The 25,714-nt window shown below is 45.5% G+C and carries 32 protein-coding genes and 1 tRNA gene; 1 reads left to right on the top strand and 32 read right to left on the bottom strand.

Annotated features, from left to right (window positions below; translation table 11 throughout):
• The 30 genes from rpmD to HXT26_RS05215 all read right to left on the bottom strand — a co-directional run bounded on the left by rpmD (position 1) and on the right by HXT26_RS05215 (position 22,109).
• A complete protein-coding gene (rpmD, locus tag HXT26_RS05070; protein WP_004105491.1) occupies positions 1-183 on the bottom strand; it encodes a 50S ribosomal protein L30 in 183 nt (60 codons plus the stop codon).
• Entirely contained in the window at positions 183-911 is a 729-nt protein-coding gene (rpsE, locus tag HXT26_RS05075) for a 30S ribosomal protein S5 (protein ID WP_004574087.1), read from the bottom strand. The genes rpmD and rpsE overlap by 1 nt, the downstream gene beginning before the upstream one ends.
• Positions 908-1,279, bottom strand: a complete 372-nt coding sequence (gene rplR / locus HXT26_RS05080) for a 50S ribosomal protein L18 (RefSeq protein WP_004109670.1) — start codon at positions 1,277-1,279, stop codon at positions 908-910. The genes rpsE and rplR overlap by 4 nt, the downstream gene beginning before the upstream one ends.
• 1 nt (position 1,280) lies before the next feature.
• Positions 1,281-1,820 (bottom strand): 50S ribosomal protein L6, encoded by a 540-nt coding sequence (gene rplF, locus HXT26_RS05085; RefSeq protein ID WP_004105494.1) that lies wholly within the window; start codon positions 1,818-1,820, stop codon positions 1,281-1,283.
• Positions 1,821-1,836: 16 nt separating this feature from the next.
• The gene (gene rpsH / locus HXT26_RS05090) at positions 1,837-2,235 is read right to left on the bottom strand and encodes a 30S ribosomal protein S8 (protein WP_004105495.1); all 399 of its coding nucleotides are present in this window, start codon (positions 2,233-2,235) and stop codon (positions 1,837-1,839) included.
• Between the two features lie 86 nt (positions 2,236-2,321).
• The gene (locus HXT26_RS05095; RefSeq protein WP_003808046.1) at positions 2,322-2,507 is read right to left on the bottom strand and encodes a type Z 30S ribosomal protein S14; all 186 of its coding nucleotides are present in this window, start codon (positions 2,505-2,507) and stop codon (positions 2,322-2,324) included.
• A gap of 1 nt (position 2,508) precedes the next feature.
• On the bottom strand, positions 2,509-3,081 hold the full coding sequence (rplE, locus tag HXT26_RS05100; protein WP_004109679.1) for a 50S ribosomal protein L5: 573 nt from the start codon (positions 3,079-3,081) through the stop codon (positions 2,509-2,511).
• Positions 3,078-3,413 carry a 50S ribosomal protein L24 gene (gene rplX / locus HXT26_RS05105; RefSeq protein WP_004105501.1) on the bottom strand — a complete coding sequence of 112 codons (336 nt, stop codon included), beginning with the start codon at positions 3,411-3,413 and terminating at the stop codon, positions 3,078-3,080. Before rplX ends, rplE begins: the two co-directional genes overlap by 4 nt.
• Before the next feature lies 1 nt (position 3,414).
• Positions 3,415-3,783 (bottom strand): 50S ribosomal protein L14, encoded by a 369-nt coding sequence (rplN, locus tag HXT26_RS05110; protein ID WP_004574089.1) that lies wholly within the window; start codon positions 3,781-3,783, stop codon positions 3,415-3,417.
• Positions 3,784-3,874: 91 nt separating this feature from the next.
• Positions 3,875-4,141 (bottom strand): 30S ribosomal protein S17, encoded by a 267-nt coding sequence (gene rpsQ / locus HXT26_RS05115; protein ID WP_004114365.1) that lies wholly within the window; start codon positions 4,139-4,141, stop codon positions 3,875-3,877.
• A gap of 2 nt (positions 4,142-4,143) precedes the next feature.
• The gene (rpmC, locus tag HXT26_RS05120) at positions 4,144-4,395 is read right to left on the bottom strand and encodes a 50S ribosomal protein L29 (RefSeq protein WP_004105502.1); all 252 of its coding nucleotides are present in this window, start codon (positions 4,393-4,395) and stop codon (positions 4,144-4,146) included.
• A complete protein-coding gene (rplP, locus tag HXT26_RS05125; protein ID WP_004109684.1) occupies positions 4,395-4,814 on the bottom strand; it encodes a 50S ribosomal protein L16 in 420 nt (139 codons plus the stop codon). Before rplP ends, rpmC begins: the two co-directional genes overlap by 1 nt.
• 4 nt (positions 4,815-4,818) lie before the next feature.
• Positions 4,819-5,637 carry a 30S ribosomal protein S3 gene (gene rpsC, locus HXT26_RS05130; protein WP_004574090.1) on the bottom strand — a complete coding sequence of 273 codons (819 nt, stop codon included), beginning with the start codon at positions 5,635-5,637 and terminating at the stop codon, positions 4,819-4,821.
• A 2-nt stretch (positions 5,638-5,639) separates the two neighbouring features.
• Positions 5,640-5,999 carry a 50S ribosomal protein L22 gene (rplV, locus tag HXT26_RS05135; protein ID WP_004105510.1) on the bottom strand — a complete coding sequence of 120 codons (360 nt, stop codon included), beginning with the start codon at positions 5,997-5,999 and terminating at the stop codon, positions 5,640-5,642.
• A 16-nt stretch (positions 6,000-6,015) separates the two neighbouring features.
• On the bottom strand, positions 6,016-6,294 hold the full coding sequence (gene rpsS / locus HXT26_RS05140; protein ID WP_004114357.1) for a 30S ribosomal protein S19: 279 nt from the start codon (positions 6,292-6,294) through the stop codon (positions 6,016-6,018).
• A gap of 15 nt (positions 6,295-6,309) precedes the next feature.
• On the bottom strand, positions 6,310-7,140 hold the full coding sequence (rplB, locus tag HXT26_RS05145; protein WP_004574091.1) for a 50S ribosomal protein L2: 831 nt from the start codon (positions 7,138-7,140) through the stop codon (positions 6,310-6,312).
• Between the two features lie 34 nt (positions 7,141-7,174).
• On the bottom strand, positions 7,175-7,471 hold the full coding sequence (gene rplW / locus HXT26_RS05150) for a 50S ribosomal protein L23 (protein WP_004105515.1): 297 nt from the start codon (positions 7,469-7,471) through the stop codon (positions 7,175-7,177).
• A 5-nt stretch (positions 7,472-7,476) separates the two neighbouring features.
• Positions 7,477-8,142, bottom strand: coding sequence for a 50S ribosomal protein L4 (gene rplD, locus HXT26_RS05155; RefSeq protein ID WP_004105517.1), 666 nt, complete (start codon positions 8,140-8,142; stop codon positions 7,477-7,479).
• A 5-nt stretch (positions 8,143-8,147) separates the two neighbouring features.
• On the bottom strand, positions 8,148-8,798 hold the full coding sequence (gene rplC, locus HXT26_RS05160) for a 50S ribosomal protein L3 (RefSeq protein WP_004105519.1): 651 nt from the start codon (positions 8,796-8,798) through the stop codon (positions 8,148-8,150).
• A 16-nt stretch (positions 8,799-8,814) separates the two neighbouring features.
• Positions 8,815-9,123, bottom strand: coding sequence for a 30S ribosomal protein S10 (rpsJ, locus tag HXT26_RS05165; RefSeq protein ID WP_003808013.1), 309 nt, complete (start codon positions 9,121-9,123; stop codon positions 8,815-8,817).
• Between the two features lie 322 nt (positions 9,124-9,445).
• Positions 9,446-12,151, bottom strand: coding sequence for a bifunctional acetaldehyde-CoA/alcohol dehydrogenase (gene adhE, locus HXT26_RS05170; protein WP_410295685.1), 2,706 nt, complete (start codon positions 12,149-12,151; stop codon positions 9,446-9,448).
• Positions 12,152-12,523: 372 nt separating this feature from the next.
• Positions 12,524-13,012: a 30S ribosomal protein S9 gene (gene rpsI, locus HXT26_RS05175; RefSeq protein WP_004105525.1), complete on the bottom strand. Its 489-nt coding sequence runs from the start codon at positions 13,010-13,012 to the stop codon at positions 12,524-12,526.
• 17 nt (positions 13,013-13,029) lie between these two features.
• On the bottom strand, positions 13,030-13,479 hold the full coding sequence (gene rplM, locus HXT26_RS05180; RefSeq protein ID WP_004574093.1) for a 50S ribosomal protein L13: 450 nt from the start codon (positions 13,477-13,479) through the stop codon (positions 13,030-13,032).
• Between the two features lie 268 nt (positions 13,480-13,747).
• Complete coding sequence (gene malQ, locus HXT26_RS05185; RefSeq protein WP_100209130.1) at positions 13,748-15,922, bottom strand: 4-alpha-glucanotransferase; 2,175 nt, start codon at positions 15,920-15,922, stop codon at positions 13,748-13,750.
• A gap of 8 nt (positions 15,923-15,930) precedes the next feature.
• A complete protein-coding gene (locus tag HXT26_RS05190) occupies positions 15,931-16,557 on the bottom strand; it encodes a hypothetical protein (RefSeq protein ID WP_004105530.1) in 627 nt (208 codons plus the stop codon).
• A 10-nt stretch (positions 16,558-16,567) separates the two neighbouring features.
• Positions 16,568-17,236: a YigZ family protein gene (locus HXT26_RS05195; protein ID WP_004574095.1), complete on the bottom strand. Its 669-nt coding sequence runs from the start codon at positions 17,234-17,236 to the stop codon at positions 16,568-16,570.
• Positions 17,237-17,251: 15 nt separating this feature from the next.
• Positions 17,252-17,545: a metal-sensitive transcriptional regulator gene (locus tag HXT26_RS05200; protein ID WP_004574096.1), complete on the bottom strand. Its 294-nt coding sequence runs from the start codon at positions 17,543-17,545 to the stop codon at positions 17,252-17,254.
• 182 nt (positions 17,546-17,727) lie between these two features.
• Positions 17,728-20,682, bottom strand: coding sequence for a peptidase (locus HXT26_RS05205; RefSeq protein ID WP_174143427.1), 2,955 nt, complete (start codon positions 20,680-20,682; stop codon positions 17,728-17,730).
• Positions 20,683-20,978: 296 nt separating this feature from the next.
• Positions 20,979-21,065: transfer RNA gene (locus tag HXT26_RS05210), tRNA-Ser, on the bottom strand.
• Between the two features lie 111 nt (positions 21,066-21,176).
• Complete coding sequence (locus HXT26_RS05215) at positions 21,177-22,109, bottom strand: EamA family transporter (RefSeq protein ID WP_004574098.1); 933 nt, start codon at positions 22,107-22,109, stop codon at positions 21,177-21,179.
• A 109-nt stretch (positions 22,110-22,218) separates the two neighbouring features.
• On the opposite strand from HXT26_RS05215, the gene dinB reads away from it, so the two are divergent.
• A complete protein-coding gene (dinB, locus tag HXT26_RS05220; protein ID WP_032835315.1) occupies positions 22,219-23,529 on the top strand; it encodes a DNA polymerase IV in 1,311 nt (436 codons plus the stop codon).
• A gap of 35 nt (positions 23,530-23,564) precedes the next feature.
• Here dinB and fdxA read toward each other — a convergent pair whose 3' ends face one another.
• Both fdxA and HXT26_RS05230 read right to left on the bottom strand, forming a co-directional pair.
• Entirely contained in the window at positions 23,565-23,897 is a 333-nt protein-coding gene (fdxA, locus tag HXT26_RS05225) for a ferredoxin (RefSeq protein WP_004105541.1), read from the bottom strand.
• Between the two features lie 123 nt (positions 23,898-24,020).
• The gene (locus HXT26_RS05230; protein WP_064340729.1) at positions 24,021-25,652 is read right to left on the bottom strand and encodes an APC family permease; all 1,632 of its coding nucleotides are present in this window, start codon (positions 25,650-25,652) and stop codon (positions 24,021-24,023) included.
• Positions 25,653-25,714: the final 62 nt, after the last annotated feature.

The raw sequence follows: 25,714 nt of genomic DNA on the forward strand, positions 1-25,714 counted from the left end.
TCAGTCGACCTCCTCGACGCTCACCAAGTGGCGAACGGCCATAACCAAGCCACGATTGACGGGGGTGTCCTCGCGAACTACGCTGTGACCAATCTTATGAAGGCCGAGCGTATGAACATTCGCGCGCTGGCGCTCAGTTGTATGAACTAAACCATGCACCAGAGTGATCTTCAAATTTGACATCACTCACCATCCTTTGCTTCAGATGCCTTGGCGGCCTGAGCTTCTTCGCGAGCCTTGCGAGCTTCGGCAATGCCGGCAGCACGCTCACGGAGCAAAGCATCAGGAGCGACTTCCTCAAGAGAAAGACCACGACGAGCAGAAATCTCTTCTGGCTCTTCGAGCTTCTTCAAAGCGTCCACAGTAGCACGCACTACGTTTACAGCAGTTGCAGAGCCCATGGACTTGGTGAGGATGTCCGTAATGCCGGCGCATTCCATAACAGCGCGCACAGCACCACCAGCAATTACACCAGTACCTGGAGCAGCTGGACGGAGCAACACAGTACCAGCAGCATCGTGACCGAGCACTGGATGAGTGACGGTACCACGAATGCGTGGAACAGTGAACATATGCTTCTTAGCGTCAAGCTGACCCTTAGCAATAGCAGCTGGAACTTCGCGAGACTTGCCGTAACCAACACCAACAGTGCCCTTACCGTCGCCAACAACAACAAGTGCTGCAAAGCTAAAGGTACGACCACCCTTGTGGGTCTTGGAAACACGGTTAATAGTAACTACGCGATCCAGAAGCTCTTCGCCACGGTTTTCTTCACGACGATTACGACGTTCGCCGCGCTTACCCTCGCCCTTGTTACGGCGAGAACGACGATCATCGTTACGCTCCTCAGCGGATGCCTGAGTGTTCTGAGTTTCTTCAGCCACTTGGGTTTCCTTTTCGTTGTCGCTCACAGTGCCAGACCTCCCTGACGGGCGCCTTCAGCCACTGCTGCGACGCGACCATGATATTTGTTACCGCCACGGTCGAAGACTACAGCGGTGATACCCGCTTCCTTCGCCTTAGCCGCTACTAATTCGCCAACCTTGGTTGCAGCTTCAGTCTTCGTGCCAGTGAAACCAGCGAAGTCAGCAGTCAAAGTGGAAGCGCTTACCAAAGTAATTCCCTTGGTATCATCCACAATCTGAGCAACCATATGACGGTTAGAACGGGAAACAACTAAACGAGGACGTTCAGATGTGCCGGCAATGTGCTTACGAAGACGGGCGTGACGACGCAAACGTGCGACTTTGGTACCCTTACCGAAAATCTTAACGCTCATATCACTTACCAGCCTTTCCAGCCTTGCGCAGGATACGTTCATCGGTGTACTTAATACCCTTACCCTTGTAAGGTTCTGGAGCACGAAGCTTACGAATGTTAGCAGCAACCTGGCCAACAGTCTGCTTATCGGTGCCCTTTACGATTACCTGGTTAGGATTTGGCAACTCGAACTCAATACCTGCCGGTGGTTGAACGGTAATAGTGTGAGAATAACCGAGCGAGAACTCAATGCCCTTGCCCTTCATCACTGCACGATAACCGGTACCGACAATATCCAAAGTCTTGGTGTAGCCGTCATGCACACCCTTCACCATAGAAGCAACAATTGCGCGAGCCAAACCATGCTTTGCACGAGTTGGGCGCAAATCGTCAACTGGAGTCAGAACAATCTGATTGTCAGCGACTGCTGCGGTGATTCCCTCTGGAATTTCATAAGAATCAGAACCCTTAGCGCCTTTGACGCTGAAGGACTGACCTTCAATCTTTACTTCCACGCCTGCAGGAATGTCGACGGGGAGCTTACCAATATGCGATGCCATCTTCAGCTCTCCTTTCTCACCATACGTAGGCGACGATTTCGCCGCCAATGCCTCGATCGAGGCATTCCTTCTGAGTCAACAATCCCGAGCTGGTCGAGATAATAGCAATACCGAGGCCACCAAGAGGCATTGGCAAAGCATCAGACTTTGCGTAACGACGCAAGCCTGGCTTAGAAATGCGCTTGATGCCTTGGATAGAACGCTGGCCATTGGAGCCATACTTCAACGTAATTTCCAACGTCTGTCCAACCTTAGCTTCCTTAGCAGCGAAGTCCTTAATATAGCCTTCGTGCTTCAGAATCTCGGCGATATTCGCCTTGAATTTGGAGTACGGCATTTCCACGGTATCGTGCTTTGCCGCGCTCGCATTACGCAGACGTGTCAACATGTCTGCGATTGGATCTGTCATTGTCATGTGGGCTAACGCCCTTTCTCGCCGTGGTTTCCACCGCCTCTATATGAGAACTTTGTCTTCAAGCAGTGGACCTTCAGCGTCGATATTTACCAACTGGACTTCGTAACACCCGGCAACTCACCGCGATGAGCCTTCTCACGAAGGCAGATGCGGCACAGACCGAACTTGCGATACACGGAGTGAGGACGACCACAAACCTGGCAACGCGTATAAGCGCGTACCTTGAACTTCGGCTTGGCGGCCGCCTTGTTTTTCAGAGCGGTTTTTGCCATTTCAGTTCTCCTTGAATGGGAAACCGAGGTGCTTAAGCAAAGACTTGGCCTCCACATCGTCCTTGGTGGTAGTCACCACGGTGATGTCCATACCACGCTGATGATCAATCGAGTCAGGATCGATCTCATGGAACATAGACTGTTCCGTAAGACCAAAGTTGTAATTACCCTGACCGTCAAACTGGTTGCCATTGATACCACGGAAATCGCGGATACGAGGCAAAGCCAGAGTGAGCAAACGATCCAAGAATTCCCACATACGATCGCCACGAAGAGTTACGTAAGCACCGATAGCCTGACCTTCGCGCAAATGGAACTGAGCGACAGACTTCTTTGCCTTAGTTACCTTTGGCTTCTGGCCGGCAATCAAAGTGAGATCCTTAATCGCACCTTCGATGAGCTTAGAATCACGAGCTGCAGCGCCGACGCCCATAGAGACGACAACCTTCTGCACGCGAGCCACCTGCATAGGATTAGTGTGGCCGAATTCTTTCTCCAAGGCTGGTACGATTTCATCCTTGTATTGTTGCTTTAAGCGCGGAGTTGCCGGCAACTCAACTGTAGTATCGGTCATGCCAGCTCCTTTCCGGACTTCTTGGCGACACGCACGCGCACGGTCTTAACCTTGCCGTCACGAGCCTCTTGCTTAACAATCACGCCAACGCGTGTAGGCTGCTTGGTCTCTGGATCAATAACCATCACATTAGAGCGATGGATTGGAGCCTCAACCGAAACAATGCCCGCCTGCTGACCCTGCTGGGTGGCGCGAACGTGCTTCTTAACGACCTGAACGCCTTCTACGATCAAACGGTCATCGGCTAGTACACGAACTACCTTGCCTTCCTTACCGCGATCCTTGCCGCGAATGACCTTCACCTGGTCGCCGGACTTAATCTTGGCTACCATATCAGATCACCTCCGGAGCAAGGGACACAATCTTCATGAAGCGCTGATCGCGCAATTCACGACCGACTGGTCCGAAGATACGAGTGCCTTTTGGTTCACGACCGGAGCCGAGAATTACGGCGGCGTTCTCATCGAACTTAATATAGGAACCATCGACACGGCGATGTTCCTTGACAGTACGGACGACGACAGCCTTAACTACGTCGCCTTTCTTGACCGACCCGCCAGGGATCGCGTCCTTGACGGAGGCGACGATGATGTCGCCGATGCCGGCATAGCGTCGCTTCGATCCACCGAGCACGCGGATGGCAAGTAACTCCTTAGCACCCGTGTTGTCGGCGACATGAAGCCGCGTTTCCTGCTGAATCATTGATTCTCCTTAGCCGAGCTGGTTCTCCCCACTCACCTGTGTCTACCACAGTAGCAGACACAGGTGAAGCGCGGAGCCTTGCCGAACTTGTTTACTTGGCGCGCTCGATAATCGAGTCGAGACGCCAACGCTTGGTCTTGCTCAGTGGCCGAGTTTCCATAATACTCACGAGGTCGCCAATATGTGCCTCATTGTGTTCATCATGGGCTTTGACCTTGCGGGTGGAGCGAACGACTTTACCGTAAAGCGGGTGTGTCGAACGCTGCTCCAGCTCAACGGCGATTGTCTTGTCCATGGCCTCGGACACGACGTAGCCGCGACGAACCTTGCGGAAGTTGCGCTCTTGGTTCTCAGCCATGCTTACTTCTCCTTGACCTCAGTGGCGCCAGGCTCTTGGCTGATGCCGAGTTCACGCTCACGCAGGATAGTATACATCCTGGCAATGTCGTGCTTGACCGCCTTGAGGCGAGCGCTGTTTTCGAGTTGACCAGTTGCTGCCTGGAAGCGCAAGTTAAATAGCTCTTCCTTAGACTTCTTCAAGAAGCCTTCGATCTCAGCATTTGTCTTCTCGTTCAAATTCTTGATGGTGTAGTCTGCAGTTCCGACTGGCATCAGATGTCACCGCCTTCACGCGCAATAACACGGCATTTCATTGGGAGCTTATCGATAGCGCGGCGCAAAGCCTCGCGAGCGATGTCCTCAGAAACACCACCGATCTCGAACATTACGCGTCCTGGGTGGATGTTGGCAATCCAGAATTCTGGAGCACCCTTACCGGAACCCATTCGCGCACCAAGCGGGTGCTTGGTTAATGGACGATCTGGGAAGATCGTAATCCACACACGACCGCCACGCTTAATGTAGCGAGTCATTGCGATACGAGCTGCCTCGATCTGTCGGTTAGTGATGTAAGCCGGAGCCAGCGCCTGAATACCAAAATCGCCGAAAGCGATCTCGGTGCCACCCTTAGACATGCCGCTACGGGTAGGACGGTGCTGCTTACGATATTTAGTCCTCTTTGGGATAAGCATCTGCTCACTCCTTCGTTTCCGTTGCGGCAGGAGCTTCAGCAGCTGCAGCTTCAGCTGGCTTTTCAGCCTGTGCTTCAGCAGCCTTCTGCTGGTTAGCAGGACGTGCGCCACGACGTGGACGACGATCGCCACCACGACGACCTTCACGCTTACCCTGCTGAGCCTGCTGCTCTTCGAACTCACGCTCGGTCATATCACCCTTGTAGATCCAGACCTTTACGCCGATACGGCCGTATGTGGTCTTAGCTTCAAAGAAGCCGTAATCAATCAAGGCACGAAGAGTCTGCAGTGGAACGCGACCCTCGCGATAGAACTCAGAGCGGCTCATTTCGGCGCCACCAAGGCGACCGGAGAGCTTGATACGGATACCCTTGGCACCTGCACGCATTGCATCTTGCTGTGCCTTACGCATAGCACGACGGAATGTAACACGGTTTGTCAACTGCTCCGCAATTCCCTGAGCAACCAACTGAGCGTCAAGTGCAGCATTCTTCACTTCGAAGATGTTGAGCTGTACTTGCTTGCCTGTGAGCTTCTCGAGCTTTGCGCGAACGCGCTCAGCTTCAGCGCCACGACGACCGATGATAATACCCGGACGAGCAGTGTGAATATCTACACGAACGCGATCACGAGTGCGCTCGATAACGATACGAGATACGCCAGCACGCTCGAGGTCATGGCTCATTTCCTTGCGAATCTTGTCATCCTCAAGGACGAAGTCACGATAACGCTCGCCAGCTTTGTTGGAGTCAGAGAACCACTTAGAGCGATGATTCTCGGTGATGCCCAGGCGATAGCCGAAAGGATTGATCTTCTGACCCATCTTTAGCGGGCTCCTTCCTTAAGCGAGACGATAACAGTGATATGGCTTGTGCGCTTGTTAATGCGCGCAGCGCGACCCTGTGCACGAGCACGGAAACGCTTAAGCGTTACACCCTCGTCCACATAGGTTTCCTTGATGACCAAGTCCTGCTCACGGAATGGTTCACCGGCTTTTTCAGCCTTAACGCGAGCGTTAGCGATCGCGCTTTCAAGAACCTTGCGCACCGGCAATGATGCGTCCTGAGGAGCAAACTTCAAAATGGTAATAGCTTCGCTTGCACGCTTGCCTCGGATGAGGTCGACCATGCGGCGAGCCTTGCGCGGCGTCACGCGAACGTGACGAGCGATTGCTTTAGCTTCCATGTGTCCTAACTCTCCTTTAGCGGCGTGCCTTTTTGTCGTCCTTCACGTGACCCTTAAAGGTCTTGGTCGGGGCGAACTCACCGAGCTTATGACCAACCATGGCTTCGGTAACGAATACCGGCACATGCTTGCGGCCATCATGTACGGCAAAGGTGTGTCCAATGAAATCAGGAGTGATCATCGAACGACGCGACCAAGTCTTAATGACATTGTGCGTACCCTTGTCGTTTTGCTCGTCGACTTTCTTCTGCAAGTGGGCGTCGACGAAAGGGCCCTTCTTGATGCTACGAGTCATCTATTCGACACTCCCTTACTTGCGGTTCTTACCATTCGGGCGACGACGAACAATCATCTTGTTCGAAGCCTTCTTTGGACGACGTGTACGAACCTCGCCCTTGCCCCATGGAGAAACTGGTGGCTTACCACCACGGGTGCGACCACCATGTGGATGGTCCACAGGGTTCATGGATTCGCCTCGGGTGATTGGTCTACGACCAAGCCAACGTGCGCGACCTGCCTTACCAAGCTCGATATTGGCGTGATCGGAGTTACCTACTTCGCCAACAGTAGCGCGGCAACGAGCGTCCACGTTACGAATTTCGCCAGACGGCATACGCAACTGCGCATAAGCACCATCCTTAGCGACGAGCTGAACAGCGGCACCAGCGGAACGAGCAATCTTCGCACCACCAAGTGGACGAAGTTCAATTGCGTGAACCACGGTACCGGTTGGGATATTCTTCAGAGGCAGGTTGTTGCCTGGCTTAATATCAGCCTGAGCGCCGGTCTCAATAACATCACCCTGGGCAACGCCTTCAGGAGCGATAATGTAACGCTTCTCACCGTCTGCGTAATGCAACAAAGCGATGCGAGCGGAACGATTAGGGTCATACTCAATATGAGCGACCTTTGCTGGCACGCCATCCTTGTCCCAACGCTTGAAGTCGATGAGACGATACTGACGCTTGTGACCGCCGCCGCGATGGCGAGAAGTCATGCGGCCGTAAGAGTTACGACCACCAGTCTTGCTGAGTTTGCGTACCAGCGACTTTTCAGGCGTAGAACGCGTGATCTCGGCAAAATCCGAAACCGAAGCGTTACGACGGCCTGCAGTCGTCGGCTTATAAACGCGGATAGCCATAATATAGTATTCCTTTACTTTTCTCGGCTAGCCTTCAGTTACCAAAGATGTCAATCGTTTGACCTTCAGCCACGGTGACAATAGCACGCTTCTGGTTCACACGACGGCCGAAACCGGTGCGAGAGCGCTTCAACTTGCCAGCGCGGTTCAAAGTGTTAACGTTTGTCACCTTGACCTTGAAGATTTCTTCGATAGCCTGCTTGATCTGAACCTTGTTAGCATCTGGAGCCACTACGAAAGTGTACTGACCACGATCAGAAGCTGCGTAACTTTTTTCAGAAACAACTGGCTTAAGAATTACGTCATGTGCTGGGTTATGGACTGCGACCATTTAAATCAGGCCTCCTTAACGACAGGCTCGGTCTTAGCAGCAACGAAGGCTTCGAAGCCTTCCTTGGAGAAGACGACGTACTGAGCTGTAACAACATCGTAAGTGTTGAGCTGATCAGCGAAGATCACGTGAACAGTTGGAATGTTGCGTACAGACATCCACTCATTGATGTTCTCACGAGAAAGAACAACAGTAGTGAATTGGTTATTGGTCACAGGAGTAAGTGCTGCAACAGCTGTCTTGGTGGATGGAACATCCTTAATACCAAAGTCAACTACAGCAATACGTCCAGCATTTGCACGATCCGAAAGAACGTAGCGAAGAGCAGCTGCCTTCATCTTCTTCGGGGTGCGCTGATCGTACTTACGAGGAACTGGACCGTGAACAACGCCACCATGTACCCACTGAGGAGCACGAATGGAACCCTGGCGAGCACGACCGGTGCCCTTCTGCTTCCATGGCTTCTTACCGCCGCCGGAAACATTAGCACGATTCTTCACAGCATGGGTGCCCTGACGAGCAGCAGCAAGCTGAGCGATTACGACCTGATGAACCAGTGGACCGTGAGCTAAAACGTCTTCGTTGGAGATGCCGAAAATTTCAGCAGGAGCTTCAACGGTTCCGCTTGCATTGCCCTTAGTATCAGTGACGTTCAGAGTTACGTTTGCCATAATTATCAGGCTCCCTTCACTGCCGAACGGACGAGAACGATTGCGCCCTTAGGACCTGGAACAGCGCCCTTAATAGCGAGAATGCCGTTCTCGACATCCGAAGAAACGATTGTGAGGTTAAGCGCGGTGGAAGTCACATGACCCATGCGACCAGCCATACGCTTGCCCTTCAAAATGCGGCTTGGAGTTGCGCAAGCGCCCACAGAACCTGGGCGACGTTCGTTCTTGTGCGAGCCGTGAGTACGGCGATAGGACTTGAAGCCCCAACGCTTGATAGTGCCAGCAAAGCCCTTACCCTTGGTAGTGCCAGTGACATCTACTTCAGAACCCTCAGCGAACAATTCAGCAGTCAATTCCTGACCTGGCTGATAATCTGCTGCGTTCTCGGTGCGCACCTCAGCGAGGTGACGACGAGGAGTTACACCAGCCTTTGCAAAATGACCAGCCAATGGCTTAGTCACCTTGGTAGGATCAATCTGGCCATAACCGAGCTGTACTGCGCAATAACCGTCAGACTCTACAGTCTTTACAGCGGTAACTACGTTAGTAGCAACTTCAACCAGAGTTACGGGGACGAAGAAGCCGTTTTCATCCCAAACCTGCGACATACCCAGCTTGCGGCCGAGCAATGCAGTGCGATTCTTATTCTGCGACATTACTTTCTCCCCCTTCCTACAGCTTGATCTCGATGTTTACATCCGCAGGCAGGTCAATGTGCATCAAAGAATCCACAGCCTTTGGCGTTGGATCTACGATGTCAATGAGGCGCTTATGAGTGCGCATCTCGAAATGCTCGCGAGAATCCTTGTATTTATGAGGAGAACGGATAACAACAAACACGTTCTTCTCGGTCGGCAGAGGAACCGGACCCACTACTGTGGCGCCCGCGTTCGTCACCGTCTCGACGATTTTCTTCGCCGATTGGTCGATGACCTCATGGTCATAGGACTTAAGCCTGATGCGGATTTTCTGTCCCGCCATTGCCGTCCGCCCTTTCTAGCGATTCGTTTACTGTTTACCAACCTGAATTCAAGGGCACCGGCGAGAATAAACCCCTAGGGTAATTCCACATCAGTGCGCGGCATCAAAAACCTATTCATACAAAAAGATTTCGATTCAAAGTTTTTGCTTCCGCGCTCGCTTTTTTTAATTACAATATGCGAGCCTTAAAACAGGCAACTAAGTAATTAAACCATCAACCTTCGATTATTAAAAACCGGGCGTGTCGGCTATTTTCCAACAAAAAATGGCAGAAACTACAATTAGTTGAGCTTCTGCCATTATTAACTAAATACGCAAATAATTACGCCGCTTCACGCTCCAAACGCATGCGATGGCCTTCTTTTTGAGAAATACCATAATATGCAGCAATAGCAATATCCTTCATATCCTCAATTTGCGGAATACGAGGATTTGCAGGCGCACACTGATCTTCGTAAGCACGCATGCCAATATTGTCAAGTATCGACCAGTAGTACTCTTCGTCTACGCCACAAGCCTTAAACGAAGCGTCCATTCCAAGCTTTTCATTTCGATACTCTTCAACAGCACGAGCAAGATTTTCAACGCCTTCTTCAGGGGTTTTACCAGGATCTACACCGAGATTCTTAGCGATCTCCTGATATCTCTCAAGAGCAATATAGCGGTTGTACTTTGGCCAGCTAGTTGGCTCTTGCGGAATTTGACCGTTATAGCGAATAACGTAAGGCAGCAAAATTGCGTTTGTATGACCGTGTACAACGTGGCACAAAGCACCAATAGTATGAGCCATAGCGTGGCACATTCCTAAGAATGCAGAACCAAACGCCATTCCAGCCATAGTAGCTGCATTATGCATTTTTTCTTGCGCTTCAACCTTGCGCTGAGAATCTTCGCAATTCACGGAATCGTTGAGATTTTCCCAAATAAGTTTCGAAGCATGCAAAGCCATAGCATCCGTAAAATCATTTGCGTAAACAGAAACATAAGCTTCCATAGCATGAGTTAAGGCATCAAAACCAGAATCACATGCCAATCGACGCGGCTGCGTACGAGCCAAAACAGGATCGACTATTGCGACCGTTGGAGTCAAAGCGTAGTCCGTAATAGGATACTTGTATCCAGTCTTGTGATCTGTAATAACAGCGTAAGGCGTAACTTCAGAACCAGTTCCGGAAGAAGTTGGTATGCAAACAAGCTTAGCTTTGCTGCCAAGAGGCGGAATCTTAAATGCGCGCTTACGAATATCGAAGAACTTTTCTCGCAAATCAGCGAAAGAAATCTCCGGATGCTCATACATAAGCCACATAATCTTAGAAGCATCCATTGGCGAACCACCACCAACAGCAATAATTGTGTCTGGCTGGAATTCGTCACGCATCATTGCAGCCCCTCGCTCAACTGTTTCAACGCTTGGCTCAGGCTCAACGTAATCAATAATACGGAAGCTAACGCGATTATCTCGAGCACGAAGCTGATCAACAATCTTATCGACTACGCCAAGTTGCTCCATAACCTTATCGCACACAATAACTGCGCGCTCAACGCCGTACATATCCCTCAAATAACGAATAGCATTCGGCTCAAAATAAGTTTTAGCCGGAATCTTGAACCATTGCATATTATTATTCCTTCGTGCAATACGCTTAATATTAAGAAGATTTATAGCTTGTACGTTGCCGGAAACGGAATTTCCACCATAAGATCCGCATCCAAGAGTAAGCGAAGGAGCAATCGCGTTGTAAATATCTCCAACGCCACCAAGAGATCCAGGAGAATTCCAAACAATTCTGCAAGCATGCATACGAACACCATATTCGCGCACAAGATCTTGATTATTTGTGTGAATTACAGCAGTGTGACCAGCTCCATGTACAAGCATCTGCTCGCACATCTTGAAGCCTTGTTCCTTATTTTCTGCACGAAGCATTGCGTGTACAGGAGCGAGCTTTTCCATAGTAAGCGGCTCCATTTCGCCAACTTCTTTGCACTCTGCAACCAAAATCACAGCATCATCTGGAATTTCAAATCCAGCTTCGTGCGCAATATATTGCGGAGACTTACCAGGAACAACGGAATTAAGTTTTGGTGTATTTCCAGAATATGCAGTGCATCCAAACATATATTGTTCAAGCTTAGCTTTTTCGTCAGCATTAACAAAATATGCTTTCCTGCGCTTCAATTCGCGAAGTAATGGCTCATACACATCCTTATGCGCAATAATTGCTTGCTCTGTTGCACAAATCATTCCGTAATCAAAATGCTTTGAAAGAATCAAATCGTTTGCAGCGCGCACAATATCAACGTCACTATCGACATATGCAGGAGCATTTCCTGCACCCACACCAAGAGCAGGTTTTCCTGAAGAATATGCTGCCTTAACCATTCCAGGACCGCCTGTTGCAAGAATAGTTGCGATCTTTGGATGTTTCATCAATGCACCGGTAGCTTCAATTGAAGGATGTTCAATCCACTGAATGCAATCTTTTGGCGCGCCTGCAGCCACAGCAGCATCGCGAACAATTCGAGCTGCTTCAGAAGAGCACTTTTGCGCAAAAGGATGGAATCCAAAAATAATTGGACAACGAGTCTTAAGTGCAATAAGCGACTTAAAAATAGCTGTAGAAGTTGGGTTAGTAACTGGAGTTACGCCTGCAACAATACCAACCGGTTCAGCTATTTCGTCAATTCCGAGAACATCGTCCTCGCGAATAATACCAACTGTTTTTTGACCTGCTAGATAATGCGTAATATGTTCGCATGCAAAGATATTTTTTGTAGCTTTGTCTTCTACTAGGCCACGACCTGTTTCATCGACAGCCATCTTTGCAAGAACCAAATGTTTATTCAACGCTGCCACTGAAGCTTTAGCAACAATATGATCGATTTGCTGCTGATTAAGCTTCTCAAACTCATTCAAAGCGACAGTTGCTTTTTCAACAAGTTGATCAACTTCATTTTGAGCAGCTAACGCAACGTCATCAGCACTAGCAGTTTTGCCAGTCTCGGCTTGGTGTTGTGCCTCAACCATGAGTATCCTCCTCGATAGTTCCACCAGCGGTACCAATAGACTTATGAGCAGACTAATTTAGTATTCACCGCTAAATATGTGATACAAGTCACAATTTAGCCTCTTTGCTGTACTTTCGCATCTTTGGAGCGAGTTGCGCTATTTATGAGCGAGCTTTATCCTCTATTGTTCGTTATTTGTTCTTATTTGTAATAATTTATGTTCGATTAATAGATAAATTTTTCTAGAATGTCAATTTTAACGGCTAGTTGCACACTATTTATAACATTTACTCAACAAATTTAATTTAATTTAATTTAATAAATAATAAAAAATACAAAAAATGGCTCCCAGCAAAACCAGGAGCCATTTGCAAATATAAATTCGCGAAACTTAACGCTTCGAGAACTGAGGTGCACGACGTGCCTTGTGCAAACCAGCCTTCTTGCGTTCCACAACGCGAGCGTCGCGGGTCAAGAAGCCAGCCTTCTTCAAAGCAACACGGTTTGCATCGCGATCGATAGCATTCAATGCACGAGCAACACCCAAACGAATAGCACCAGCTTGACCAGTGGTACCACCACCGTCAACGAGGACTACAACATCAAACTTGCCTTCAAGCTTGAGCAACACGATTGGTGAATTCACTTCGCGCTGCAACAAACGAGATGGGAAGTACTCCTCCAAAGTGCGACCATTGATAGTCCACTTGCCGGAGCCAGGAACCAAGCGCACGCGAGCAACAGCTTCCTTACGACGACCAGTGCCATAGCCTGGCTCGATGGCGGAAGTACCAGTGCCTGCACCAGCATTGGTTTCAGTGGTGTAGCTAGTCAGTTCTTCTTCGTTCTCAAGAACCGCGGAGTTGTTATTTTCTGCCATATCTATTCTCCTTGATCTCACTTAGCCTGCTGAGAGACCTGAGCGATCTCGAAGACCTGTGGCTTCTGCGAAGTGTGCGGATGCTCAGCGCCGGTGAACACACGAAGACGGTCAAGCTGCACCTTAGCAAGACGATTCTTTGGAAGCATGCCCTTAACGGCAGTCATGATAATACGCTTTGGATTCCTCTCCAAAAGCTCTGCATAGCTATCACGACGAAGGCCGCCTGGACGACCAGAGTGGGAATACAGTTCCTTGCTCAACTTATTGCCAGTCAAAGCAATCTTTTCAGCGTTAATAATAATAACGTGATTGCCAGAATCAGCATGAGGAGCAAACGTTGGCTTATTCTTACCACGCAGCAAGATTGCTACCTGAGAGGCCAAACGACCAAGTACCACGTCAGTGGCATCGATGATGTACCAGTCATGAGTTAAATCTGCTGGTTTCGGTGTGAAAGTCTTCACAATCGTACCTTTTCTCTATTGTGTTTCGAGCGTATATTTTCTTGGTTTATAGAAAATATTTTACTCATAATCCGTGGGCTCCCTGAAAGTCCTCGATGGCGAGTGGGAAAAGCGCTTTGAAGGACCCCTTAGGGAAACACAACAATCTGCAAGTATATCGCCAAGTGGCGACTACTTGCAAATGTATATTTTATATAAGGCTGCGACGAATTACAAAACGAATCGCAAAACGAATCGCAAAACGAATCGCAAAACGAATCGCAAAACGTCACGCGTTCATAATTGCTGAAAGCGACCGCACTCTAGGCAAATCAAACATATTGTCCAAAGACACAGGATTGCCTTCACCATCAGCTAACGGAATACGCCAATTTGGATACTCGTCATTCGTTCCAGGCTGATTTTGCGTACGATACTCTCCAACTGCATCAACCAAAGAAGCAGCAAGCAAACGCGAAGGAGCATCCTTCAAAGCGCGATACAATGCCTCAATAATCTCCTGAGTATGAGCATCCTCATCTTCAAGCAACTGAGCATCCAAATAACCACCTTTGACCAACATTCGCATCATAGCGCGATGCTCTGCCTCAGCGCCAGCGCGGAATTCTTCAACAGAACCAGTAAGCAAGTGCAAACGCTCACGAATATTAACCTGTTCATAGCGCAAATAGCCGGCAGCAGGAGGCAAATCATGCGTATTTACAGATGCAAGCGTCATTTCGCGCCACTTGTCTGGAGTGCGGAATTCGCCGTCACGCTCTTCGAACCATTCAACCGTGCAACCAAGCACAGCCTTCTTGCGCAACACTTCCAAAGCATTTGCAGGCAAAACACCCAAATCTTCGCCAACAACTACACCGTGAGCGCGAGCGGCTTCAATTGCCAAAATGCCAAGCATAATATCAGCATCGTAGTAAACATAAGCACCGCCACTTGGAGCTGAACCTTCTGGAATCCACCATAAGCGGAAAAGTCCAAGAATATGGTCGATGCGAACAGCGCCTGCTGAAGCAAACATTCCATGAACCATATCTCGGTATGTTTTAAAACCAGTACGCTCAAGCTCAAATGGATGCAAAGGTGGCTGAGACCAATCTTGACCTTGCTGATTGAAGTAATCAGGCGGAGCACCAACAGTAGCTCCGTTAGCAAATCGCTCTGGATTCCACCAAACTTCAGATCCTGCAGGATGCACGCCAACAGCCATATCAGACATAATGCCGATTTTCATACCAGCGTTACGAGCAGCAACTTGAGCATCATGCAATTGCGTAAAAGCAACCCACTCAAGCCAACGATAAAACTCAAGAGTATCTGGGAAACGATTAGCTAATTCGCGAACTTGATCAGAATCCTTAGTAAGAGTCCTCTCCCAGCAATCGTCACCCTTTGGAGCACCCCACTTGTCATAGCACAAGCACCAAGTAGCATAAGATTCAAGCCTGTCACCCATCTCCTGCTTAAACTCATTAAAAACGCGAGCGCGAGTTTCAGACATACCAGCCTTGAAAATCAGCCACAATGCACGCATTTTTACACGCCACATGGAATCACGGTCTATTATTTGCGCGTCATTGTTAAGCGGCTCAACCTGTCCATGAAGCTTTTCAATTTCTTTGCGAGTTTTATCGTTTAACGTTTCGTACTCAGGAATACTTTCTGGGCGAATATACGTTACATTTACCATTCCTCGAGCAACCGGCAGGTATGGAGATGGAGTAAGCGGAGTTATAGGCTCACCTGCATGCATTGGGTTTATTAGCACAAAGTCAGCACCAGTTTTTTGCTTAGCTTCAGTAAGAAGAGTCGCCAAATCAGCAAAATCACCAACGCCCCAAGACTTTGAAGAACGGATTGAGTAAAGTTGCGCCATCCATCCCCAAAGCTGTTCTCCATTTGGTTCCAAGGAATTAAGCGTATCAATGCTTTCTGGAGCACTAATAAGTGTTGCCTCTTCTTGACGCTCACCAACCGTCACACGCAATGTGTGATAACCCATTGGCACATCTTCAGGAATTTTTATAAGAGATGTTGCAACAAATTTCCCATTTACAGGGTATGCAACATCATTTTCGTTAGGAACAATAGTTAAATCGCCTTTATATTGTTCACCATTTTCCAATGTCAATGTTGCAACTGGGTATTCTAATATTCCCGTATTAACTGTAACTTCATCACATTTGCCAACAGTGTGCAAAATAGTTGGCGCAATAATGCGTCCATGTCGATACGCTAAAACGTCGTTTGTAGATTTTTCTATTGCCTCATTGGTCGAAGCGTCCACGCCTAATGCGCCTAAAACCGAAACTAATACGTTATCTTGAATCTCGTGTTTTTGATTATCTGAACCAATAAAACTCACGCCAACGCCCATTAATTCAGCAAGACGGTGTAATGGCTTCATTGCTACTTCTTCATCTGTTGTATTATCCATACGCTCCATTATTCGCGTTAGCAACGACTGCGCGCCGCTGATGATACATCTTCAGATTTATCGTTACATAATTCTTGCAGCACATTTTGTGGAACACCAGGATTTAACGCAACAGCTCTTCGTACCATGGAAGCTAATACAGTTGGAGCGTTTTCTTCTGCACTAACACCAAGGGAGGCCAAATATTTCAATGTTTCAGCACTTATGCCATCCGATTGCGCACCCTCTAAACGCATTTTCCAAGAAGCTTTTGGATTGCATAATGCAGCATTTCGAACTGCATTACATGAATCTTTAGTAAGTCTTCCAACTAACCAATTTTTAGCATTTTTATTTTCAGCAACAGCCAAACGCACTTTATCAGCAGAATCTTCAGAAAGTTTCACTAATATGTTTGGAAAAGGCATTTCTGTAGCTAAATAAATACGGTCTTCTTCTGGAGTATTGATATTACCTGCAACTGCTTCAAGCAAGGAAGTGGCTCTAGAAAATGCCGCTTGATCTGATCGATCCGGTAATTCTCTCCTAGCAAATTCATGAAGCTCAGCTGAATCTTCGCTATGTCGTAAATGCTCATATACAGCAGTTAAAGGTTCATAAGATGAATCGTCAGTAGTGTTTGTTTTTTCATTAGTCTTTTCCATGAAATCACCTTTAACGCTTAGTATCTATCAGCTTATTACTTAGAGTACCATCTGCTTCCGGCACAACGCTTCCAGAAAAAGCATTCTGAACCATATCAAGAAATTCTTGTGATTTTAAAGTTGGAATAGCAATATTAAGAGAAATTTCAGCACCATAAATTTCGTTGTCAATTATGCCTTCCATTTGACTTACAATATGCTGCAACATTCGCAATTGTTGATATTGCAACTTGCAAGTAAAACGAGTGCACGTAATAATATCAACTATTTGCGCAGATTCTACTGCCATACTTGCTGCACGCGCATAAGCTCTGGTTAGACCACCAGCTCCAAGCAAAATACCGCCAAAATATCGCGTTACTGTTACTACACAATCTGTTAAATTTGACGATCTAAGTACATCTAATATTGGTTTTCCTGCTGTCCCAGTTGGCTCACCATCGTCACTCATGCGCTCACGCAATTGAGCTTTCGATGAGCCACAAATTGCAGCATAAGCAACATGACGAGCTTTAGGATTCTTAAAACGCACTGATTGCATAAATTCCACAGCATCGTCAAGATTGTCAATATGACAAATACATCCAATAAACTCTGATTTTTTCTCTACGAAAGAAGCCTCGAAAGGCTGCGATTGCAATTGACGAACAGTGTGCAGAATATTATGCGAATTAATCACTAGATACTACCAATACTACGCTTTTTCGTAACGCAATAACCTGTCAATGATACCAGAAATATCTTCCATTGCTGCATCGGCACCTCCTTCGGTACCAATTTTTACAGATTCATGTATTTCTTTATTGACATGTTCCCTTGCCACTATCACTGCTAAAGAATGTAAAGCAGCAGTTGCAGCGGAAAGCTGCATAAGAACATCTTGACACTTCGCATCGTTTTCAATCATAGTATTGACTGCTGCAAGCTGACCTTGTACTCGATGCATGCGTACTATCAGTTTTTCTTTATCAATATCATAACTTTTCATCGTTACTCCGATTTATCAATTACATAACCACACAAAGGTTATAACATCATATACAAATTAATACAATAAATCGTTGTATCTATATTATGCATCATCGTATTATTTATTGCAAAATGACGCGTTAATCTACTTCAAAAAGATCTCAATAGACTAACGCGTCAAATATTCTATATCAAAACATATTATCGCACTAATCTACGCCTCATTGGAGGAATTTCGCTATGCCGTGCCCCAGTAGACATTCTCCCATGTTTAGGAACTATAGCTGAAAAACGACCTAACGATAAACCTGAAGCAAAGGTTAACATAATAACAGCAAGAAGTATCACAGTTACCGAAGAAGCGCCAGTAACAGCAAGCGATGTTGGAATTGTATTACTTTGATTAACATAATTCTTACTAGCATTTTCGTTGCTATTCGTACCGACATGTTGATTGGAAGTATGATCGTTCCCATCATTTTTTGAATCAGTTAAATCATCACTGTTAACCGTTTCATCACTACCAGTTTTACTATGATTTTCTTCTACTTTTTCTTTGCTTTCTTTACCATTCTCCTTATTTTCATTACTATTTTTTCCATCAGTTTCATTACTCAAAGTTTCTTCATTTTTCTCATCATTTGCATCATGCTCATCATTTCCATCATTCTTATCATTCTTAGAACGATCCTCGCCGCCGGAAACTTGCACAGTCTCTCCTTCTACACCCAATACATGAGTTGCTAAAGGATTACCCTGAGCATCGTAAACTTCAGCTTTCCAATAAATAGTTCCTTCATGATCTAATGTAATATCTGCAGAACTTACAGAAATAGAAGACTTCTTACTTTCTTCAGCCTGCTTATCTGTAATATTTACGCGAGATTGAGGCATTTTTTTCTCAATTTCAACAGATATTGCAGTTTCCTTAGTTTCTTTAGTTTCTTTAGCTTCCTTAGTTTCCTTAGTTTCAGAATTACTGTTTTTTGTACCGCTATTTTTAGTTTCACTATTCTTAGCATCACCCTTCTTAGCATCGCTACATTTAGCTCCGTCACAATCGCTCTTATTTTCCTTACCATCTTCATACTCGTATGCACTAAACACTACGTAACTGCCTTTTGGCAACGTGCCAGTAATACGAGCATTATCGTGGAACTTTTCACCAGCCTTAACTTTTTCATCGCTTACTCTAGTTGTAACAGATACAGGAGTAGTTAAAATATTTGGTTCAACTAAGGCACGACTCCACAATCCGTTATACGCAGATTTATGAGCTAAAGCGCGCGAAGAACCAGGAAAATCATAAACAAACACATACCATCCTGACTCACTATTTTTGTTAGCGCGAATATGCACATTATCTTTCAAAACTTTCGGATCCGAAGAAGATTTATTGACTCCAGCAATAGGGCGCATTGTAATGCTTCCATTACCAACCTTATAAACTCCATTTACTGCTGGAACCTCCCAATTACCAATTAAATGATGATGCGCATCTTCTTTTGGCTCTTGCTCGGCTGCTTCACCTTTAGATCCCGGCATATATTTTTCATTATCTTTTTTAGTGCTTTTTTCACTGCCTTCTCCAGCCCACCAAACGCGAATGTGTGCCTTCTTGTCGGCATTAAAACCATATGTTTCATTACCTTTAAACGATCCATATGTTTCCGGAAGACCTCTTACAGTGATTTCACTAACAATTTCTGTGCCAATACCAACAATTTTCTGCTTTGTAACAACATCAGAACTTATAGTTGCTTGGTATACAGAAGTAGAATCTGCAGAACCAAATACTTTCACAACTTCATCATCTAATTTATCTGCATCTTCTTTTTTCTGCGCATCACGAGAAATAATCCAAACCCATGTGCCAAAAAGACCAGCTTCATTATCAGCGACTTTGTAATCTTCAGCTTCCTTCAAATCTGATGCACTAATATCGCCATTTGCGCGTTTAGCCTTAGCATTCACACTTTCGTTAGCTTTAGAAAAGTCAGCTTTTGCTGCAGCAACCTGTCGCAAATCTGGCAAAGCTCTAATACGTTTCAGGTATTGAACTGCAGATTCGCCATTGTTACGTTGCCTAATTTGCAAAATATCTTTAGCAGATCCAACGAAATAATATCCTTGGGCACGCAAAGTAACTCCATTTAACCAACTATCTTTTGCCAACACTCCACTGGTTACCGTGCTATCAACCTTCTCGCCCACATGCAGCTCATGTTTTGCAACTTTTGAAGTAAGAGTCGGCTGGAAACTGTCTTTTACTCCGAAAGCAAGTTTTTCACTATATTCAGCATCGTTTATGGAACGTATCTCGTCTTGATATTCAGGTGAATAATATCTTTCAGCTTTAGGAGCTAAAAATCCAATTTTAACGATGGCAGTACCATTCCTCTTAGAACTCCAAGGAATATTCACTACTTCATCTTTTGACTTTAATTCAACAGATTGTTTACCATCATTAAACTCAACTAAAGCATCTTCAGATTCAAGCCTAATAGGAACATCTTTAAGAGCATAGCCCTTGATATTTTTCACCCTTACATGCACAACTCCAGCATGCTTTCCTGAAGTATACTCTTGATTAACTTCTAAGTTCATAGGAGTATTATTTTCGGCTTCTTCCCACAATTTCTTAGATGTTTTTTTCAAATCCTCAGTAGAGATTTTTTCAAAACCATTATCTACAGCTCTTTTCCACTCATCTTTTTTAAGATCAAAATGATCGTGCATTGCGAAAGCTATAGATGTTTGAGTAAGCAAATCGTCATTATTACTAGAAGTTTTTATCATTTCTGCAGCAATGCGATAATCTTTGTCGAGTTCTTGCTTCCAATCACCTGATGAGCGACCAAAATCTACACTTGATTCAATACAATAAGATATATGTTTCTTGCCCCAATAACTTGGTGTAGGACCAAGCTTTGTGCGAAGAGTATGATCTTTAAGCCATTCTATTTTGTCTGAAACCTTATAAAATACACCAGGTTCATCATAATAACCTAAAGCTGACTGCGTGCAGAATATAGCAGGAATTACAAAAATAGAAGCAAAAAATGCTGACAGACTACGAATAGTTTTACGTTTCATACTAGCGCGCATATTGTTATCGCTACGAGCACTATTATGCTTCCCTCCATACTTTTTCATAAAAATCTCCTTTAGCCCAACCCTTTAAATATTATTTTGAACACTTTTAATAAGCATTCATGAGTCAACTATGAGCTTAAAGAAAGTATGAGTAAATATTTTTTTACTATTGTGGTTAAAAGCTTGAGTAAAATTACGGAGCTATTCACAAATCCACAATTTCTTCTTTTGATATATTATTTTTTATTTCTAAAGTGTAAAATAAGCGCATTTTAATTGCATACTGCACGTTTTCTATACGCAATCGATAAAAAAACAAAAACTCCGGACCGCGAAAAGCAATCCGGAGTAACCCGCGGAGTCAGAGAGATTCGAACTCTCGAGCCGCTTACACGACTAACACCTTAGCAGGGTGCCCCTATCGGCCACTCAGGCATGACTCCACTTGTTTACTGTACATAACAGCAACAGATTGACACTATAGCACCTCTTAAGGACTGTAAACAAGCTTGGCGACACACTTTAAGATAACATTAATATAACAATATCCAGTGCTACACAGGATTATGATCTCCAGAAAACGTTACGACTACAGCAAACATAACAAGAATTATTCCTGCAATATCAGTCAATGTTGGAATTTCACCAAATCCCATTCCAATAATAACCGCGATCGCAGGATACAACGCTTGCATAACAGAGTATTTTGCAGAAGTAACACGTTTCAATAAAACCTGATCAAGCAAAGTTGGGAAGAAAGAAGCGCATATTGCAATAACCAACATTAACGCAAGTAAAGCAAAAGAACCACCAGGGCGAGCAGCCCAAGTAGCTTCTGGTTTAGGCGAAATAACATGCTGCACTGCAGGAATAGCAAGAACAATAGACTGCAGCAGCCAACCGATAAGAGCTGCAACACTTACACGATCAATAGCATGTGAACTTTTTGCCAACATGCGACCTGAAACAATATATAGACCCCACATTGAACCGCCAACAAGAATGGCGAATAACCCAATTAGAAAATGTGGGCTTACTGAACTATGTATAGAAGCACTAGCTAACAGCATAATGCCACAAACAGCAATCACAATTCCCACACGCTCTCGCCATTCATGACCTGTAATAACAGCTACAAGCAAGGGGCCTATGAATTCTATGGTTACCGCAACGCCAACAGCCATGCAACTAATAGCAACATAGAACATAGTGTTCATAGCAACTAACGACACGCCAACAGCTGCAACAATCCCCCATTCTCGTAGCGTTTTTGGCAAAAGACTACGTTTGCTGCGAGAAAATGGTCTTCTCCAAGCCAAAAGCAACAATGTCATAAATCCTACGCGATACCACACTGCATACAGAGGATCCAATTGGCTAAAAGCTACTTTTGCAACAGAGGTTGCTGTATACACCATTGAAGCCTCAATGACGATAATAAGCAGCACAGGCATGCGATGTAAAAGATTGACGACAAATTGCTTCATAGCAACAACCCTACATGAATATTGATCCGACATACGCTTTTCTACAAAAACATTAGTTTAATCCACAAATTTTTTCCATAAAATCGAACGTTTGTTCTATTATAAACTTATGAGTACAGCACCGAGAGTACAAGCAGCGAAACGTGATTGGGGGCACGACACCTCAGGTTGTAACATACTTCACGTCGACATGGATGCATTTTATGCTTCTTTAGAAGTTGCAAGACATCCGGAGCTTAAAGGAAAGCCGCTTATTATTGGCACAGGCAATCGTGCTGTTGTTTCTGCAGCAAGCTACGAAGCGCGCGCTTACGGCGTTAATTCCGCTATGCCCGTTGTTAAAGCTAGAAATCTTTGTCCACAAGGAGTTTTCTTGCCAGTTGACATTCCTTATTATTCAAACGTTTCCAAAAGTATTTTTGAAAATATTTTTTTGCATATTACTAATCAAGTTGAAAAAGTTTCTGTTGACGAATGCTATATGAATGTTAAATCGGCTTTATTACAGTGGAAATCGCCTGTAAATATTGGAACTTGGGTACGAAAAGAAGTATTTGAAAAGTATCATATTACATGTTCAGTTGGTATTGCTAACAATAAACTTATTGCAAAAATGGCTTCCACTAATGCAAAACCTAATGGAATGCTTCTTATTCCGCAAAAATGCAATGAAGATTTTGTATCAATAATGCCATTGCGCGCAATACCAGGAATTGGCTCATCTTTAATACATAAGCTTGAGGATTGGGGCTTATCTACTGTTACGTCGCTTAAAAATGTTGACGAAGCAACGCTTACTCGCATAACAGGTTCGCAAATCTTAGCAAGAATGATATATCAATCAGTTAGGGGCATAGACGAGCGCACTGTGACTGCACATACCCCTGAAAAATCCATTGGAAGTGAGCGAACTCTTGATACAGATACCACGGACGAGAATGCTGTTAAACAATTACTACAGCAATGCTGCAGCGAAGTAACTCAACAGTTGCGAAACAGAAAACTTATGGCACGCACTATAACGTTAAAACTACGCTTTGGCGACTTGCATTATGTTACTAGATCTTCTACTTTGCAAAACGCAACTGATTCAACACACGAGTTTTACGAGCATGTCGTTGTTTTGCTTTCTAAAGCTAATCCAATTGTGCATAATTACATTCTTGGAGGCAATAATACAAAGCTTTTAAGCCCAGTTCGTTTAGCTGGTGTTACAGCGAATAATCTTGTGCCAACAAATAAGGTTTCACTTCAGCCTTCTCTAAACGATATTCTGGAGGAAAATACTCGCGAATCTAAAAATCCTACACAAAACAGCATGTCCGCAATGAATAAAAATACTAGATTGCGTCACGCAGAACACGCTTTAGATGCCGTTCGCAAAAAATACGGCAACAACGCAGCTCATATTGGATTATGAACTCGCGCCACATTAAACAATACTTTTTCAAATGATTAATTACTTGCTTTATCTGAACGCGGAGGCAAGGCTGCAACGCGAGCTTCATCCCATCCGGAAGCTCCAGCATCTGTAGCTCCTCCCAAATCTCCGAGCTTGTCGAAATAATCAACCGCAGCATCGCGATACCACTCCCAGCCTTCTGGCAAATCATCTTCATAAAAAATAGCTTCTACTGGGCAAGCCGGTTCGCAAGCTCCACAATCCACACACTCGTTCGGGTTAATATAAAGCGTTCGATCACCTTCATAAATGCAGTCTACAGGGCATTCATCTACACACGCTTTATCTTTTACATCAACGCAAGGCTCTGCGATTACATATGGCATAATGCCCTCCTTTCTGCTTTTATGCAACTTTTCTATTATAGAACATTTTTGAAAAGTTTATAACACAAGAAGTCGGCATGCGAATATAATCGTATGCCGACTTCTTGCTAAATAAATAATTTATTAATTTTGATTATTTTGCGAGGCCGCAGCAGACGCCTCAGCTTGAACTTCTGCACGAGCCTGCTCCTCTGTTTCTCCTTCAGCTACCTTCGCTGCAGCAGCGGCATCTTGAGCAAACAAAGTTTCAACCGGAACACCGAGCTGCTTAGCTTTACGCAACTGCCTGCCAAGCAAAGAATTGCGGTAAGAGTAACCGAAGTACACCGCAAAACCAATTGCTAGCCACACTGCAAAACGAATCCACGTAAGCACAGACAAGTTAAGCATGAGCCAGAATGTAGAAAGTGCTGCAAACAGCGGAAGCCATGGATTACCAGGAACGCTAAATGAACGGTGCAAATCTGGTCTGCGCATACGCATAATCGGCACGCCAGCAGAAACAAGCAGGAATGCAGAAAGCGTACCAATGTTCACCATATCGGAAAGAATGCCAATATCGAGAGTGGAAGCAACGACTGCCACAACAATACCAGCAACAATCTGAAGTCTTGCAGGAATACCACGCTTGCTCACTTTAGAGAAGCTGCGTGGAAGCAGACCATCGCGACTAACAGCGAAGATAATGCGCGTAAGACCAAGCAAAAGCACCATCACAACGGTTGTCAAACCAATAACAATACCGAGGGAAATAATCTTTGCAGCCCAAGTAGCGCCCACAAGTTCGAAGCTTGTAGAAAGCGAAGGAGCGGCTTGCTTTGCCAAATCCTTATAGGAAACCATACCAGTTGTTACAACTGCAACGAGGATGTAAAGAACAGTAACAATAAACAATCCAAGACCAATGCCTCGTGGAATATTCTTATGAGGATCCTTAGTTTCTTCTGCTGTGGTTGCCACAACGTCAAAACCAATAAACGCGAAGAACACGAGGGCCGCGCCGGAAAGAATACCTGGAACGCCATAAACAGCTGGCTGCATGCCTGTTACCCACTGCCACAAAGGCTGTGCCATAACCCCAGAGACTTCTATTCCCTTTACACTTGCAGCGTCGGTTGCAGGTGGCACAAATGGCGTAAAGTTGGAAGCTTTAATGTAGAAGAAGCCCACAACAACCACGAACAGAACGATACCAATCTTCAAGATTGTTAAAGCGCCGTCGAAGCGTGCAGAAAGCTTAGTTCCAAGGACAAGCATAGTTGTAAAGAATGCAACGATTATAATTGGAGCAACATCAATAGTGAAACCACCTACGTTAAAACTGGTGGTCATATTCAAACCGAAAAGCTTCATTAAATCGTTAAGATAAACGCCCCAATACTTTGCAATTACTGAGCCAGCCATCAGCATTTCTAGGATCATATCCCAGCCAATAATCCAAGCAATAAGCTCACCAACTGTAGTATATGTAAACGTATAAGCAGATCCAGCAACTGGGATCATTGAAGCAAATTCTGCGTAGCACATTGCAGCAGAACCGCATACAATGCCTGCAATAATAAAGCTAATAATTACAGCAGGACCAGCATGGAATGCTGCAGCCTGAGCACCGACAGAGAAAATACCGGCACCAACAGCGACAGCAACACCCATAACTGCCAAATCCCAAGCATTTAATGTACGTTTAAGATGGCGTTCACCATCCATAGTCTCAGCGATAGTCTGTTCAACAGACTTCTTTCTCCATATTTGCATAATAAACGCACTTTCGTTGAGGTATAGGTATAAAGGTATGCCGCAATCAGAAGCGAATTAAT

It is taken from the genome of Gardnerella sp. DNF00497B, assembly GCF_049262725.1.
GTDB lineage: Bacteria > Actinomycetota > Actinomycetes > Actinomycetales > Bifidobacteriaceae > Bifidobacterium > Bifidobacterium leopoldii.